Raw genomic sequence first — 14,854 nt, 5'->3', positions numbered from 1 at the left:
ACCATGTGGTGGGGAGTGGCGGCGGCCTTGTTGGCGAACACCCTGTACAGCGTCGGCTTCGTCCTGGAGAAACGGGCGCTCACCTCCCTGCCCGAGGTGACGATCCGGCAACCCGCGCGGCTGCTCGGGCTGGTGCTCAGGAGTCCGCTGTGGATCGGCGGCTCGCTCTCGCTGGCCGCGGGTTTCGGCGCGCAGCTCGCGGTCTACCGGACGCTGCCCATCGCGGCCGCGCAGGGCATCTTCGTCTCCGGTCTGGTGCTGCTCGTCCTGCTGTCGGCGCGGCTGCTGGGCGAGCGGACGACCGGGCGGGAACGGTACGCCCTGGGCGCCATCCTCGCCGCGCTCCTCATGGTCGTACTGTCGCTGAAGCAGGGTTCGGACCAGGTCAGCCGGGACGCCCCGTACCAGCTGATCCTGCTGGTGTGCGTTCCGTCGCTGGCGGCGGGCGTGTGGCTGTACGGGTCCGCCGAGCGGCGCACGAGACACCGGCACCGCATGCCCACGACCGGCGTCGAGTACGGCGTGGCGGTGGGCCTGCTGTACGGGGTCAGCTCGCTCGCGATCAAGGGCGTGTCGAGCTATCTGACATCAAGTGGGCTCGGTGGCGCGGCAGTTGAGCTGTTGGGCTCCCCGTATCCGTACCTCCTGTTGTTCACCGGGGCCTTCGGTCTGGTGATGTCGCAGGCGGCGCTGCAGCGCTGTCGGGCCTCGCTGATCGTGCCGGTGTGCACGACGGTGACCTGCCTGTACACCGCGGTGCTCGGCACGCTCTCGTTCGGCGAGTCCCTGCCCCACGATCCGCTGCGGCTCGCGCTGCGCCTCGCGGGCACGGTGCTCGCCGTCGCCGTACTGCTGAGCATGCCCAAGCATGATCCGGCGCCCCAACCCCCCATCGGTGCCAAGGAGTTGACGCCCCCATGAACCCCGACGACCCGCTGCTGCGGATCCTGGCCTGCCCGCTCGACAAGGGGCCCCTGCATCTCGTACCGCCGGACGAGTCGCTGTCCGTCGAGGAGGCCCTGTACAACCCCCGGCTGCGCCGCCGCTATCCGATCGTCGACGGCATCCCGCAGTTGCTGCCGGCCTCCGGCGAGCAGGTCACGGACGACGCGCACGAAGACCTGGTGAAACGGATGACTCCATGACCGCCCCGGCTCGTACCTGGGCGGCGAGAGTCGCCCCCCTGCTGCCCACCCGCCTCGTCGCGGCGGCCGCACGGGCCGTGTACCCGCGCTTCGAGCCGGAGCTGGCACGGCTTGCCGACCTGTGCCCGGCGGACTGCCGGACGGCGGTGGACGTGGGCGGCTGGTACGGGCCGTGGACGCGGCGGCTGGCCGGGCGGGCGCGGCAGGTGGTGACCGTCGAGCCGGTCCCCCATCTGGCCCGGCTGCTGACCTCGGCGGCCCCGGCGAACGTCCAGGTCGTCCAGGCTGCCGCCACGGACCGCCCGGGCACCGCCCGACTGTGGCTGCCGCCCGGCGACGAGGGCGACCGCGGGGTGTCCTCCCTGGTCCGGCGCGACATCCACGGCCGGGCGGTGGACGTCCGCTGTGTGACGCTGGACGAACTCGGCCTGAAGGACGTCGGCTTCATCAAGATCGACGTGGACGGCAGCGAACTGGGGGTGCTGCGCGGGGCGACGGGAATCCTCGCGCGCGACCGGCCCGCGCTCTTCGTCGAACTGGAGTCCCGGATCCAGCCGATCGCGCCCGTGGTCACCTACCTCTCCCTCCTCGGCTACGACGGCTGGGTGCTGCCCCGCGCCACCTGGGTCCCGCTGTCCGGCTTCCCCCTGGAGGCCCACCAGGAGACGGCCTCGTACGTCGTCAGCCAGGGCCTGCTCCGCCGGGTCCTGCCCTTCCTCGACCGCCCCCGCTACATCAACTCGGTGCTCTTCCTCCCCGACGGCCGCCGGCCCGGTGTCAGTGCGGTGGGGGACGATGGGGACCATGCCCTCCGGAAAGCCCCCGGCTAGCCCCTTCACCGTCCACGACTTCCAGCTGGTCCTGCTGCGCCGCATGGCCGACCACAACCCCGGCCTGGTGGAGGACGCCCGGCACGCGCTGGGCGTGTCGATCGCGGACATGCGGGAGGCCAACAGGCGCTGGCAGGCGATGGTCCGCTCCCCGCGCGCCCGCGCGGCCGCGTCCCGGTACCGCTCAATCCTCGGCGCCCCGGAGACCGTCCTCACCCGCAAGGTGGGCGACCTGGAGTGCGAGGCCTGGCTCTGGCCCGTCCCGCTCTGGCCCGACCTCCGCTTCGAGGCGCTCCTGGCCCCGAACGGCTCGACGGTGTGGAACGAGTGGCTGGTCAGAGCACCGGAGACCGAAGGCCCCGACCTGCGCACCCTGGAAGACCTCACCCCCTGGTCCTGCACGGTCGACGAGGCGGCCCGGGCCTTCCCCCCGGCCCGCCCCCTGGAGGGCACCGCCCCGACCCGATGGGGCCTGACGTTCACGGCCCCGGACGAGAAGGGCGTACGGCGCGAGGCGGTCGCCGAGTTCACCTGGGGCCTGCTGCAACGGCTGACGGTGCGTTGACCGGCCAGAAACCGGCCTGCGGCGGATCAGGCCGGCGTCTCCACCACGTCCGCCACCACACAGCTGACGTTGTCCGGGCCGCCCGCGGTGTTCGCCGCGTCGACCAGGGTGTGCACGGCCGTGTCGGGGGCGGGGGCGGCGGTGAGCAGGTCGCGGATGGTGGAGTCGGGCACGACCGCGGAGAGGCCGTCGGAGCACAGCAGGTAGCGGTCGCCGGGTTCGGCGTCGTGCAGTTTCAGGTCCGGGGTGCCGGTCGTGAGGGCCTTGAGGAGCAGGGCCCGCCGGGGGTGGCTGACCGCCTCCGCCGCGGTCAGCCGGCCCTCGTCGACCAGCGACTGGACCACCGTGTGGTCGTGGGTGATGCGGAAGAGCGCGCCGCCGCGCAGGAGGTAGGCGCGGGAGTCGCCGATGTGGACCAGGGCGAGCCGGGAGCCGGTCCACAGCAGGGCGGTCAGAGTGGTGCCGTTCTCGGCGGCGCCCGCGGCCACGCCCCGCACCGCCTCGCTCGCCCCGTGCACGGCGTCCGCCAGCAGGTCGAGGACGTTGCCGGCCGGGAGTTCGTCGGTGTCCAGGGACCGCAGCGCCGCCACGGCCGCGCTGCTGGCCGGGGCGCCCGCCGGGCCGTAGCCGTCGGCGACCGCGAGGAGGCGGGCGCCCGCGTAGGCCGTGTCCTGGTTTGCGGGGCGGACCCGGCCGGGGTCGGAGTGGGCGCAGTAACGCAGTTCGAGCATGGTGGGGTCCTTCCTCGGTGCAGCCGTGAGCTCGTCGACGAGGAACGCGGCGAGGTCCCGCCGTACGGCCGTGTCCCTCTCCACCTGCGCCCAGTACGCGCGGATCTCGCCGGCGGCGGCAGCGGGCGGCAGTGCGCACACCGTGCGGATGCGGGCCAGCGGCATGCCCAGCCGGCGCAGCCACGCCACCAGCCTGGCCTGTTCCAGCTGGGCCGGGGCGTAGTAGCGGTAGCCCGTCTCCGCGTCGACACGTGCCGGACGCAGCAGCTCCAGCTCGTCGTAGAGCCGCAGTGCCTTCGGGGACAGTCGGCACGCCCGCGCGAAGGCCCCGATCGTCAGCCACTCCATAGGGCCACCTTTCGTTCCTCGCCTCGATGGTGGGGCTTCACCGAGGGGGAAGGTAAAGCGGTTGTCGCGGTTGCGTCCGCTGTGGTTAGCCTGCCGGTCGAGCCGTATGGGAAAGGAATCCGCCGTGCCCCGAGTCGCCCTCGTCACCTACGACCCCCAGCCGGAGCCCAGCAAGGACGCCGACCTGCCCGTGCTGGTGGCGGCGCTGCGCGAGGCCGGGGCCGACGCGCAGGCCGTGTTCTGGGACGACGGTGACGTCGACTGGGCCGGGTACGACCTGGCCGTCATCCGGTCCACCTGGGACTACAGCTGGCGGGCGGCCGAGTTCGTGGCGTGGGCGGAGCGGTGCGGCGAGGTGACACGGCTCGCCAACCCGGCGGAGGTCGTGCGCTGGAACACCGACAAGCGGTACCTCGGGGAGCTCGCGGAGGCGGGCGTGCCGGTGGTGCCGACCCGCTATCTCGCGCCCGGCGACCCGGCCGACCTGCCCGGCGCTCACGAGTACGTCGTGAAGCCCACCTCCGGGGCGGGTGCGCGCTATGCCGCGCGGTACACACCCGAGCAGCACGAGAGTGCCGTACGGCAGCTGGAGCGCATGCACGCGGAGGGGCTGACCGCGATGGTGCAGCCGTACATGCGGGGCATCGACGCGGGAGGTGAGCGGGCGCTGCAGTTCTTCGGGGGCCGGCTGCTGCACGCCAGCCGCAAGCGGGCCGTCCTCGCTCCCGGTACGGCCTTCGACGCGGCCAAGGTCGCCCACCCGGGCCTGGAGCCCTGGACGCCGACCCCGGCCGAACACGCCGTCGCCGAGCGCGCCCTGGCCGCCGTACCGAACGCTCCGGAGCTGCTGTACGCGCGCGTGGACCTCGTCGACGGGGAGGACGGGCAGCCGAGGGTCATGGAACTGGAGCTGGTCGAGCCGAACCTCTTCCTGTTCCTGCACCCGGGGTCGCTGCGGCCGGTGGTGGAGGCGGTGTTGCGGGCGGCCCGGCGGTAGCGCGAACCGGGGTCACCTTCGACGCACCGCGGTTGCCGCTACTCGCCTTCCTCCGGCTCCCAGTCCAGCAGCCGTACCTTCGCCACCGTGCGGACATGCCGGCGCATCGCCGTGGCCGCCTGGCCCGGGCGCTGGAGGGTGATCGCGTCGAGGATCGCCCGGTGCTGGGCGAGGGAGCGCTCGGGGCGATGCGGCTGGCGCAGGGACTCGGTGCGGCTCTCGGCGATCTGGTCGGCGATGGAGCGCATGAACTCCGCGAGCAGGCTGCTGTGGGCGGCCGCGGTGACCGCCGCGTGGAACAGCCGGTCGCCTTCGACGCCGTGGCCGCCGTCCTCGATCTCGCCGGCCATCTTGGCGAGGGCCGTCCGCATCCGGACCAGGTCCTCGTCGGTGCGGCGTTCGGCGGCCAGTTCGGCGAGCTTGGTCTCCAGGGCCTCGCGGGCGTCGAGGACGTCGGGCAGACGCCGGCGCCGCTCGACCATCTTCTCGACGGGCTCGACATCGAGGCTGTCGCGCACGAGATACGTCCCGCCGCCGTGCCGCGCCTCGACCAGGCCCTGGACCTCAAGGACGACGATGGCCTGCTTCACGGAGGCCCGGCTGACCCCGAGGCGGGTGGCCAGGTCGCGTTCGGGCGGGAGCCGGTCGCCGGCCCGGAGCCCGGCCTCGGTGACGTACTGGCGCAGCCGGTCCAGCACCTGCTCGTAGAGGCGTGGCTTGGTCATGGGGCGCAGGGCGTCGGTCACGGGTCCCCCTCTCGTTCGTCGGGAGCGTAACACCCGCATAGGCGGTCAATTGAGGCGGTCAATTGGTCGAGTGGCTGAGCCAATTTCGCTCCCCCTCTTGACGTTCGGCCCGCCCACCACCACGCTAACCAGCCATCCCCCCACCAAGTGGCTGAGTGATAAGTGGCTCATCCACTTGACCAACCGCTCCGGGATCCAACGACGGGAGCCCGTATGTCCCCCGAACTCATCTCGATCCTCGTCCTCGTCGTGGTGTTCGTCATCGCCACCACCCGTTCCGTCAACATGGGTGCCCTCGCTTTCGCCGCCGCCTTCGCCGTGGGCGAGCTGGTCGCCGACCTCGACGCGGACGGCATCTTCGCCGGCTTCCCCGGCGACCTGTTCGTCGTCCTCGTCGGCGTGACGTACCTGTTCGCGATCGCGCGGGCCAACGGCACCACGGACTGGCTGGTCCACGCGGCCATCCGGCTCGTGCGCGGGCGGGTGGCGCTGATCCCGTGGGTGATGTTCGCGCTCACCGGCGCGTTGACGGCGATCGGCGCGGTCAGCCCGGCCGCGGTCGCGATCGTCGCGCCGATCGCGCTGAGCTTCGCCGCGCGGTACGGGATCAGCCCGTTGCTGATGGGCGCCATGGTGGTGCACGGCGCCCAGGGCGGCGGCTTCTCGCCGATCAGCATCTACGGCACGATCGTCAACGGCATCGTCGAGCGCGAGCACCTCCCGGTCAACGAGGTGTTCCTCTTCCTGGCCTCGCTCATCGTCAACCTCGTCATCGCGGGCGTGATGTTCGTGCTGTTCGGCGGGCTGAAGCTGTGGGCGCAGGGGGCGGTGCCGCTGGACGAGGCGACCGGGGGCACCGGCGCCACCAGCGCCACCAGCACTGTGGACCAGCGTGACACACCGGCCGAAGGCACCGGCCCCACCTCCGCGGGTACGACCCCCACCGGCACCGGCACCGGCACCACCGCCGGCCCCGCCACCGCCGTAGCCGCCCGCCCCGAGGCCCCCGGCACCACCCGCCTCACCCCCGCCCGGGTCGCGACCCTCACCGCCCTGGTCGCCCTGGTCGTCGCCGTCCTCGCCTTCGACCTCGACGCCGGGCTCACGTCGATCACCCTCGCGGTGCTCCTGAGCGCCGCCTGGCCGGAGGACAGCCGCAACGCGGTCGGGCAGATCGCCTGGACCACGGTGCTGCTGATCTGCGGTGTCCTCACCTACGTCGGCGTGCTGGACCAGATGGGCACCATCAAGTGGGCCGGTGAGGGCGTCGGCGGCATCGGCGTCCCGCTGCTGGCCGCCGTGCTGCTGTGCTACATCGGTGCCATCGTCTCCGCGTTCGCCTCGTCCGTGGGGATCATGGGCGCGCTGATCCCGCTCGCCGTGCCGTTCCTCGCGCAGGGCGAGATCGGGGCGGTCGGGATGGTGGCGGCGCTGGCGGTGTCGGCGACGGTCGTGGACGTGAGCCCGTTCTCGACGAACGGGGCGCTGGTGCTGGCGGCGGCACCGGACGTGGACCGCGAGCGTTTCTTCCGGCAGTTGATGATCTACGGAGGCATCGTGGTCGCGGTGGTACCCGCGGTGGTGTGGCTGGTGATGGTCGTGCCGGGGTTCGGGTAGGACCGACAGGCGACAAAACATTAGGAGTTGTGAAGCGTGACCTCTCTCTTCCCGGCCCTCAGGGGCGTCACGGCGGACCGTTCCGCCCTGCGGTTCGGCGACCGCTCACTCACCTACGCGCAACTCGCCGCGGCGACCGGCGCCCTGGCGGGCCGTCTCGCGCGGTACGACCGCGTGGCCGTCTGGGCGACGCCGGAACTGGAGACCGCGGTGGCCGTGGTGGCCGCTCTGGAGGCCGGGGTCGCCGCGGTGCCGCTCAACCCGAAGTCCGGCGAGAAGGAGCTCGGGCACATCCTGAACGACAGCGCGCCGGGCCTGCTGCTCACCGCGCCCGGTGCCGAACTGCCGTCGGCGATCGCCGACTTGGAGCGCCTCGACATCGACGCGCACGCCACCGGCACCCTCTTCCCCGCGCCCGCCCCCTCCCCCGACAGCCCGGCGCAGGACGGCGACCCCGCCCTGGTCGTCTACACCTCCGGCACCACCGGCCCCCCGAAGGGCGCCGTGATCCCCCGCCGGGCCGTCGCCAGCACCCTGGACGCTCTCGCGGACGCCTGGCAGTGGACCTCGGAGGACGTCCTCGTGCACGGCCTGCCCCTCTTCCATGTGCACGGCCTGGTGCTGGGCGTCCTCGGCCCGCTCCGCCGCGGCGGCTCGGTCCGTCACCTGGGCCGTTTCAGCACGGACGGTGTGGCCCGCGAGCTGAACGACGACGCGACGATGTTCTTCGGCGTCCCCACGATGTACCACCGCATCGCCGAAACCCTGGCGGAGGACCCGGAGTTGGTGAAGGCGCTGGCCGGTGCCCGGCTCCTCGTCTCCGGCTCGGCGGCGCTCCCCGTGCACGACCACCAGCGCATCGCGGCCGCGACCGGCCGCCGGGTCGTGGAGCGCTACGGCATGACGGAGACCCTCATGAACACGAGTGTGCGCGCCGACGGTGAGCCGCGCGCCGGGACCGTGGGCGTACCGCTGCCGGGCGTGGAGCTGCGGCTGGTGGAGGAGGACGGCTCGCCGATCACGTCGTACGACGGCGAGACGGTGGGAGAGATCCAGGTGCGCGGGCCCAACCTGTTCACCGAGTACCTCAACCGGCCGGACGCGACGGCGGCCGCGTTCACGGCGGACGGCTGGTTCCGTACGGGGGACATGGCGGTGCGGGACGCGGACGGGTACGTCCGGATCGTCGGCCGGAAGGCCACCGACCTGATCAAGAGCGGGGGTTACAAGATCGGGGCGGGCGAGATCGAGAACGCGCTGCTGGAGCATCCGGGGGTGCGGGAGGCGGCGGTGACCGGGGAGCCGGACCCGGATCTGGGCGAGCGGATCGTGGCGTGGATCGTCCCGGCGGACCCGCAATCCCCTCCGCTGCTCGACGAGTTGGCCGACCATGTGGCCGGGCGCCTGGCCCCCCACAAGCGCCCCAGGGTCATCCACCATCTCACCGCGCTGCCCCGCAACGACATGGGGAAGATCATGAAGCGGGCGCTGCATGACTGAACGCCCGAGCACCGAACGCCCGCCCGCCGGGCGCCTGTCCGCCCGTGAGGTGGTCGCGCTGCTCGCCGACGACTTCTCCGAAATTTCCTATCCCGAACGGCAGTCGAAGCCCGACGGACCGCTCGCCTGGCAGGGCTACGACGCCTCGTGCGCCCGTGCCCGCGAACGCACCGGCGAGCAGGAGTCGGTCATCTGCGGCACCGCGCGCGTCGAGGGCACCCGAGCCGTACTGATCGCCTTCGAGTTCGGCTTCCTCGGCGGCTCGCTGGGCGAGCGCACCGGCGACCGGCTGGAGGCGGCGTACACGTACGCCCGTGAACACCGCCTGCCCGTCGTCCCGTTGGTGGCCACGGGCGGCAGCCGGATGCAGGAGGGCATGCTCGCGTTGACCCAACTCCAGCGCGTGGCCCGGCAGTCGGCCCTCACCCGGGCTGCGGGCCTTCCTCAGATCGCGGTACTGCGCGACCCCACCACGGGCGGCGGCTGGGCCACCATGGGCGCGAGCGCCGACGTGATCCTCGCCCTGCCGGGCGCCCAGGTCGGCTTCGCGGGCTCCCGGGTCCGTCCCCCGGACGCGGACCCGTCGGCGTACACGGCGGAGGCACAGGTCGCGGCGGGAGCGGCGGACGCGGTCGTACGACCTGAGGAGCTGCGGGAGACCCTGGGGAGGTGGCTGCGGTTGCTGGCGAGGCCGTCGGGCGGATCCGGCGACGGGGCCACGGACGGTCGTACCGTCGCCGCGGCGGCCGCCTCCGAGCGACCGGCACCCGGCGGCACCGGGGCCTCGGACGCGTCCGGCGCGGCGCTCCCCGCACCGCCCGTCGAACCCGCCCCCGTCCCGGCCCCGCTCGGCTCCACCGACCTCCCCGTCACCGGATGGGACGCGGTCCGCCGCGCCCGTTCTCCCGAACGGCCACGCGCGGAGGCGTACCTGGACGCCTACTTCACCCACCGCGCGGCCGTCTCCGGCGACCGCTGCGGCGGCACCGACCCGGGCATGCTGTGCGGCTTCGGCGAGCACGGGGGCCGCACCATCGCCTACGCCGCCCAGACCGGCACGGCGACCCGCCCCGCCGGCTACCGCACCGCCACCCGCCTGATCCGTCTCGCGGACCGTCTCGGCATCCCGGTGCTCACTCTGGTGGACACCCCGGGCGCGGCCAATGACGCGGAGGCCGAACGCCAGGGCGCGGGCGCGGCGATCGCCGACCTGTTCAGCACGGTCGCCTCGGCCCGCACCCCGATCACCACCCTCCTCATCGGCGAGGGCGGCTCCGGCGGCGCGCTGGCCCTGGCGGCGCCCGGCGCCACGTACGCCACACCGGACAGCTACTTCTCCGTGATCGCACCGGAGCCGGCGGCGGCGATCCTGAAGCGGGCACCGGAGGAGGTCGAGGCGACCGCGGACCAGCTTCGGGTCCGGCCGCAGGACTTGGTGGAGCTCGGGGTGGTCGTACGCCACTGACCCTGAATCAGGCAGCCTCATGAAAGACCTACATGGCAGACAGGACACGAACCCCCCATTCGGCCGCGCCCCACCCGGCCCCCTAATAAAGGCGCCCCCTCCTCAACGCCCGCACGATGCCACTAAGCCCCGCCGCCCGGCGCGGCCCCATGGTCTGTGCTCCCGGGAGGACCTGCGATGACCGCCAGTCTGGAGCAGCTGCGCCGCTGCCACTTCGCCGTCGACCTCGGGGCGGCGCGGACGCGGGTGTACGTGAAGGGGGCCGGGCTCGTCGTCGACCAGCCGTCGGCCGCCGCCGTGAACACCCGTACCGGCGCGCTGATCGCGGTCGGTGAGTTCGCCGAGAAGATGACGGGGCGTACGCCCGACTACATCCGGGTCGTGCGGCCCGTCTCCGGCGGCACCGTCGTCGACATCGAGATGGCCCAGCGCATGCTGCGCCACCTGCTCGGCGACAAGATCCGCCGCACGCTGCGCCGCAAGCCCATCCTGCGGGCCGCCGCCTGCACCCCGCACGACGCCGACCCGCTCGCCCAGCGCGCCGCCATCGAGACGCTGGTCGGCCTCGGCGCCCGCCGCGTCGAGCTCGTCGACACCCTCATCGCCGCCGCCGTCGGCTGCGGACTTCCCGTCGAGCGGCCCGAGGCCACCATGATCATGGTGTGCGGAGCCGCGGCCACCCAGGTCGCCGTGCTCTCCCTCGGGTCGATCGTGACCGCCGAGCGCATTCCGGTCGGCGGCGAGGCCGTGGACCACGCGATCGTCCAGCACCTGCGCCACGAGCACGAACTGATGCTGCCCAGCCAGTCCGTACGACCGCTCCAGCTCGCCCTCTCCGGCAACGGCCTCACCCCGCAGGGCCCGGCCTCCACCGAGATCCACGGACGGGACGTCGCCACCGGTCTGGCCCGTTCCGTGCGGGTCGACACCGCCGCCGTACGGGACGCGATCGAGACCCCGCTGACCGCCGTGCTGGACGGCATCGGCCGGGTGCTGCGCAACTGCCCGCCCGACCTGGTGGCCGACCTCGTCGACCGCGGCATCATGATGGTCGGCGGCTCCGCCCTGCTTCCCGGGCTCGACCAGATGCTGCGGCACGCCACCGGGATGCCGGTGCACATCGCCGAGCGGCCCGACGTCTGCGCCGTACAGGGACTGGGGTACATGCTGGAGGGCCGGATCGAGCCGCTGTCGCTCGACCCGCTGGCCACCTGAGCACGACGGGCGCCCTCCTCGCCGGCGCCGTCGAGAGCCTTGTCACCGACCAGGCCGAACGGCCGGGACGGCGTGCGACTGACGGCTGACGGCTGACGGCTGACGGCTGACGGCTGACGGCTGACGGCTGACGGCTGACGGCTGACGGCTGACGGTGTGCGGCGACGCCGGGTCCGACACAGCCGTCACCTGGCAGTCGCCCCCGCGAGACCGGCGCCCTCCCCCGTGAGGCCCCGTCAGGCCATCTCGGGCACCCGGGCCGTGCCCTCGGGGTGGAACCGCTCCAGCCGTCGCGGCGGCACGATGCTCGGCAGCAGCATCTCCCACATGAGGGTGGTCTCCTCGGTCAGGTCGGCTCGCCCGCTGAGGACCTGGGAGCTGAGCTGCAGCCCGGTCCAGGAGCCGACGATCAGCCGGGCCACCCGTCCGGGGTCGAGGTCCGCCTTGACGTCCCCGCGCTGCTGGGCCTGGACGAGGCACTCCCGGAAGAGCTCGATCCACCGGGTGTACGGCTCGCTGACGATGCCCGTCTTGAGGCTCTGGTCGATGACCAGGCGGACGCCGGCCCGCACCCGGACGTCCACCACCAGCCGCCGGGCCATGAAGTGCACGATGTCGATGACGGTCTGCACCCCGGGCTTCCCCGTGTCCGTGACCGACTCCAGGGCGGAGAACTGCTCGTCGACGAGGGCCTGGGCGAGCTCCTCCTTCGAGCCGAAGTGGAAGTACAGCGCGCCCTTCGTCACTCCGGCCTCCTTGACGATGTCCCCGAGCGACGTCCCGTGGTACCCCTCGGCGTCGAAGGCGCGGGCCGCCCCGTCGAGGATGGCCGACCGGGTGACCTCAGCGCGTTCCTGCCTGACCATGCGTCCAACCCCTGCCTGTGTCACGACGAGCTCTCGGGATCAGTTTGCCTTCCCCGATCACAAAAAAACCAACCGACTGGTACTTTTCTCGTCGAACCAGGGAAACACCATGGAACGAGGGGAGTTCACGTGGCGGACAGGGTCCGGGTGGGGGTCGTCGGCGCACACGCCGAACGAGGATGGGGTCGCACCATCCATCTCCCGGCACTGAGGGCGCTAAACGATTTTGAGGTCACGGCGGTCGCCGGCACGACCTCCGCGTCGGCGCGGGCCGCCGCAGAGGTGTGGGGCGCGGAGAAGTCGTACGACGACGCCCGCGCCCTGATCGCCGACCCGGACGTCGATCTGGTCACCCTTGCGGTCCAACTCCCCTCCCGGGCGGGGCTGGTGGAGGCGGCGATCGCCGCGGGCCGGCATGTCTACAGCGAGTGGCCGCTGGCCCAGGACGCGGCGGCCGCGGAGCGTTTCGAGTCGGCGGCGCGGGCGGCGGGCGTACGGTACGCGGTGGGGCTGCAAAGCCGCCACCATCCCGAAGTGCGGCTGCTGCGGGAGGTGTTGGCGCAGGGTCTGATCGGCGAGGTGCTCTCCGCGTCCCTGCTGTACTCGCTCGCCACGCCCGAGGTGTGGTCGACGCGGTACGCGGCGCTGTTCGACGTGTCGAAGGGCGTCAACCATCTCGCCGTGGTGGGCGGGCACTCGCTGGACATGTTCCAGTACGCCGTGGGGGACTTCACCGAGATCTCGGCGACCCTGGCCACCCGGATCGACCAGGTCACCATGGAGGAGACCGGCGAACCGATCGAGGTGACCTCGCCGGACCAGATCGTGCTGGGCGGACTGCTGGAGTCGGGCGCGGCGGCCTCGGCGCACTTCATGACGGGCGGCCCACGCGGTGACGGCTTCCGGATCGAGGTGCACGGGCGGACGGGCCGGCTGGTCCTGGTGTCGTCCGACGACTCGCTGGTGGGGCCCCGCTTCACCCTGACCCACGCACCGGACAACGGCTCCCCCGCCCGCCGGCTCACCGTCCCCGACGCGCACCGCCCCCTGCTCGGCACCCCGTCCCCGGTCAGCAATGTCGCCCAGGTGTACACGGACCTGGCCCGCGCGATCCGCACGGGCGACGACTTCGGACCGGACTTCACGACCGCCGTCGGGGTGCACCGGCTGCTGGACGCGGTCAAGTCGTCGGCGGCCGGCGGCAGCCGGGTGCGACTGGACTGAGTCGACGTCCTCCGGCGAGCCCGGTGTGAGCGGGTGCGCCCCTGTGTGCTCCCCGCCGAGGGCGCTACGGTTAAGTTTCCGACGGCTGTGGGAGGCTCTCTCGTGACGAGCGGAACCGCGACGACCCGACAGGCCGGAACGTGTTTCACCGTGACCACACCGGCTCTCACCTCCGTCACCCGGATCGGCGTGACGGGGCACCGCTCCCTCCCGGACTCCGTCCTGCCGGGCGTACGGGCGGAGATGCGCAGACACCTCGGCGCCGGCGTCCTGGAGGCCCTCACCTGTCTCGCGGCCGGCGCCGACCAGTTGTTCGCGGACATCGCCCTGGCCGGCGGCGTCCCGGTGACGGCGGTGATCCCGGGCATGGACTACGAGGCCCACCTCGACGACGACGCGGCACGCGCCGGGTACCGCAGGATCCTCGGCGCCTGCGCGAACCGCGTCGAGCTGCCGCCCGAGCCGACGCACGAGGAGGCGTACTTCGCGGCGGGCCGCTGGATCGTCGACCACTGCGACCTGCTCATCGCCGTGTGGGACGGCCGCCCGGCCCGGGGCCCGGGAGGCACCGGGGACGTGGTGGCCTACGCGCGCAGGACGGGAGTCCCGGTGAGCGTCCTGTGGGAGCCGGACGTGCGCCGCGAGCCGTGACGCCCGCCCTCCGACTGCACGTCAACTGCCGAACCTGCCCAGCCAATCGGAGTGCTGCGGCGACACCAGCCGTTCCGCCTCCGCCACCGCGAGGGCCCACCGGTCCTCGGTCACGGTCGTGCTCATCTCGACCCGCAGGGTCTCCAGATCCTGCTCGACGAGCGAGTGCGCGTAGGTCAGGGGCCGGTGCCGGCGCACCTCCTGCCAGGCCACCGCGGCCGCCGCGGACGCGCTGAACACCCCGGTCAGGTCCCAGCCGCCGAGCATCCCGGCCGCCCTGAGCACGGCGGCGAGCAGAGCCAGCAGGGTCAGTACGGCGGTCACCGACGACCACTGCACGGAGGCGCGGTGGGCCTGTGCGGCGCGGCGCCGGTACCAGGCGTGCTGCTCGAGTAATCGCTCGCGCAGATAGACGTCCCGCCGCACCGGGAAGGGCTTCGCCCGTACCTGCCGCATCAGCGGTGTTATCTGACCCTCGCCGCGTGCGTGGGTGCCGTTCCTGGAGTCCTCCCAGCCCACCTTGCGCATCTCCCGGAGCCGTTCCTCTACCCGCTCCGCGAACAGCGCGTCCGCGTTGGCCACGTGGGAGTGGAAGACGCCCCCGTGGACCATGTACTGCCACGCCAGGGACTTCAGCATCTCGGCGACGGCACGATGGGCCTGCCAGCGCGCGCGGGCCCGGCGGCGCGTGGTGTGCAGTCCGATGCCGATGGTCAGGGCGTACAGCAGCGCGGCCAGGAGCGCCGGGACGTGACTGTCCAGGCGTTCGGCCAGCATGGCCGAGGTCGTGGCCGCCAGCAGGACGACCAGCTGGGCGCGGACGGCACGGAACGATTCACCCTGATGGGTGATCGCGAGTTGATCGTTGACGCGGAAGAGCGGGGGGAGGTCGTCGTCGTTCCATGTGACCCCCGGCCCCGGAATACCGACCCTCATGGCCCACCCCCCGACAAC

General features: G+C 72.8%; 15 protein-coding genes. 11 read left to right on the top strand and 4 right to left on the bottom strand.

From position 1 onward, the window contains the following. Nucleotides 1–15 precede the first annotated feature (15 nt). The 4 genes from ABZT02_RS31725 to ABZT02_RS31710 are packed head-to-tail and all read left to right on the top strand — an operon-like array spanning nucleotide 16 to nucleotide 2,540. Complete coding sequence (locus ABZT02_RS31725; RefSeq protein ID WP_356023747.1) at nucleotides 16–921, top strand: hypothetical protein; 906 nt, start codon at nucleotides 16–18, stop codon at nucleotides 919–921. Further along, nucleotides 918–1,145 (top strand): Trm112 family protein, encoded by a 228-nt coding sequence (locus ABZT02_RS31720; RefSeq protein ID WP_356023570.1) that lies wholly within the window; start codon nucleotides 918–920, stop codon nucleotides 1,143–1,145. The genes ABZT02_RS31725 and ABZT02_RS31720 overlap by 4 nt, the downstream gene beginning before the upstream one ends. Next, on the top strand, nucleotides 1,142–1,975 hold the full coding sequence (locus ABZT02_RS31715) for an FkbM family methyltransferase (protein ID WP_356023568.1): 834 nt from the start codon (nucleotides 1,142–1,144) through the stop codon (nucleotides 1,973–1,975). The genes ABZT02_RS31720 and ABZT02_RS31715 overlap by 4 nt, the downstream gene beginning before the upstream one ends. After that, nucleotides 1,941–2,540, top strand: coding sequence for a hypothetical protein (locus ABZT02_RS31710; protein WP_356023566.1), 600 nt, complete (start codon nucleotides 1,941–1,943; stop codon nucleotides 2,538–2,540). Before ABZT02_RS31715 ends, ABZT02_RS31710 begins: the two co-directional genes overlap by 35 nt. 26 nt (nucleotides 2,541–2,566) lie before the next feature. Here ABZT02_RS31710 and ABZT02_RS31705 read toward each other — a convergent pair whose 3' ends face one another. Further along, entirely contained in the window at nucleotides 2,567–3,619 is a 1,053-nt protein-coding gene (locus tag ABZT02_RS31705) for a MerR family transcriptional regulator (RefSeq protein ID WP_356023564.1), read from the bottom strand. A gap of 124 nt (nucleotides 3,620–3,743) precedes the next feature. On the opposite strand from ABZT02_RS31705, the gene ABZT02_RS31700 reads away from it, so the two are divergent. Then, nucleotides 3,744–4,616: a hypothetical protein gene (locus ABZT02_RS31700; RefSeq protein WP_356023562.1), complete on the top strand. Its 873-nt coding sequence runs from the start codon at nucleotides 3,744–3,746 to the stop codon at nucleotides 4,614–4,616. Between the two features lie 38 nt (nucleotides 4,617–4,654). Here the strand turns inward: ABZT02_RS31700 and ABZT02_RS31695 are convergent, their stop codons facing one another. Next, nucleotides 4,655–5,362, bottom strand: a complete 708-nt coding sequence (locus ABZT02_RS31695; protein ID WP_356023560.1) for a FadR/GntR family transcriptional regulator — start codon at nucleotides 5,360–5,362, stop codon at nucleotides 4,655–4,657. A 213-nt stretch (nucleotides 5,363–5,575) separates the two neighbouring features. On the opposite strand from ABZT02_RS31695, the gene ABZT02_RS31690 reads away from it, so the two are divergent. From ABZT02_RS31690 to ABZT02_RS31675, 4 genes are all read left to right on the top strand, one after another. Further along, a complete protein-coding gene (locus ABZT02_RS31690; RefSeq protein WP_356023558.1) occupies nucleotides 5,576–6,979 on the top strand; it encodes an SLC13 family permease in 1,404 nt (467 codons plus the stop codon). A gap of 36 nt (nucleotides 6,980–7,015) precedes the next feature. After that, the gene (locus ABZT02_RS31685) at nucleotides 7,016–8,479 is read left to right on the top strand and encodes an acyl-CoA synthetase (RefSeq protein WP_356023556.1); all 1,464 of its coding nucleotides are present in this window, start codon (nucleotides 7,016–7,018) and stop codon (nucleotides 8,477–8,479) included. Then, complete coding sequence (locus ABZT02_RS31680; RefSeq protein WP_356023554.1) at nucleotides 8,472–9,944, top strand: carboxyl transferase domain-containing protein; 1,473 nt, start codon at nucleotides 8,472–8,474, stop codon at nucleotides 9,942–9,944. The genes ABZT02_RS31685 and ABZT02_RS31680 overlap by 8 nt, the downstream gene beginning before the upstream one ends. A gap of 177 nt (nucleotides 9,945–10,121) precedes the next feature. After that, complete coding sequence (locus ABZT02_RS31675) at nucleotides 10,122–11,159, top strand: rod shape-determining protein (RefSeq protein WP_356023552.1); 1,038 nt, start codon at nucleotides 10,122–10,124, stop codon at nucleotides 11,157–11,159. A 236-nt stretch (nucleotides 11,160–11,395) separates the two neighbouring features. Here ABZT02_RS31675 and ABZT02_RS31670 read toward each other — a convergent pair whose 3' ends face one another. Continuing rightward, nucleotides 11,396–12,025, bottom strand: a complete 630-nt coding sequence (locus tag ABZT02_RS31670) for a ScbR family autoregulator-binding transcription factor (RefSeq protein ID WP_356023550.1) — start codon at nucleotides 12,023–12,025, stop codon at nucleotides 11,396–11,398. A 129-nt stretch (nucleotides 12,026–12,154) separates the two neighbouring features. Here ABZT02_RS31670 and ABZT02_RS31665 point away from each other — a divergent pair, with 129 nt between their 5' ends. Further along, complete coding sequence (locus ABZT02_RS31665) at nucleotides 12,155–13,249, top strand: Gfo/Idh/MocA family oxidoreductase (protein WP_356023548.1); 1,095 nt, start codon at nucleotides 12,155–12,157, stop codon at nucleotides 13,247–13,249. Between the two features lie 150 nt (nucleotides 13,250–13,399). Continuing rightward, nucleotides 13,400–13,900, top strand: a complete 501-nt coding sequence (locus ABZT02_RS31660) for a hypothetical protein (RefSeq protein ID WP_356023546.1) — start codon at nucleotides 13,400–13,402, stop codon at nucleotides 13,898–13,900. A gap of 21 nt (nucleotides 13,901–13,921) precedes the next feature. On the opposite strand, the gene ABZT02_RS31655 is transcribed toward ABZT02_RS31660, so the two are convergent. Beyond that, nucleotides 13,922–14,836: a DUF4231 domain-containing protein gene (locus ABZT02_RS31655; RefSeq protein ID WP_356023544.1), complete on the bottom strand. Its 915-nt coding sequence runs from the start codon at nucleotides 14,834–14,836 to the stop codon at nucleotides 13,922–13,924. Nucleotides 14,837–14,854 lie beyond the last annotated feature (18 nt).

It is taken from the genome of Streptomyces sp. NPDC005402 (assembly GCF_040606575.1).
In the GTDB taxonomy this organism is placed as follows: domain Bacteria; phylum Actinomycetota; class Actinomycetes; order Streptomycetales; family Streptomycetaceae; genus Streptomyces.
Note: the sequence above shows the minus strand (reverse complement) of the source record. Positions and strands in the feature narration are given on the sequence as shown.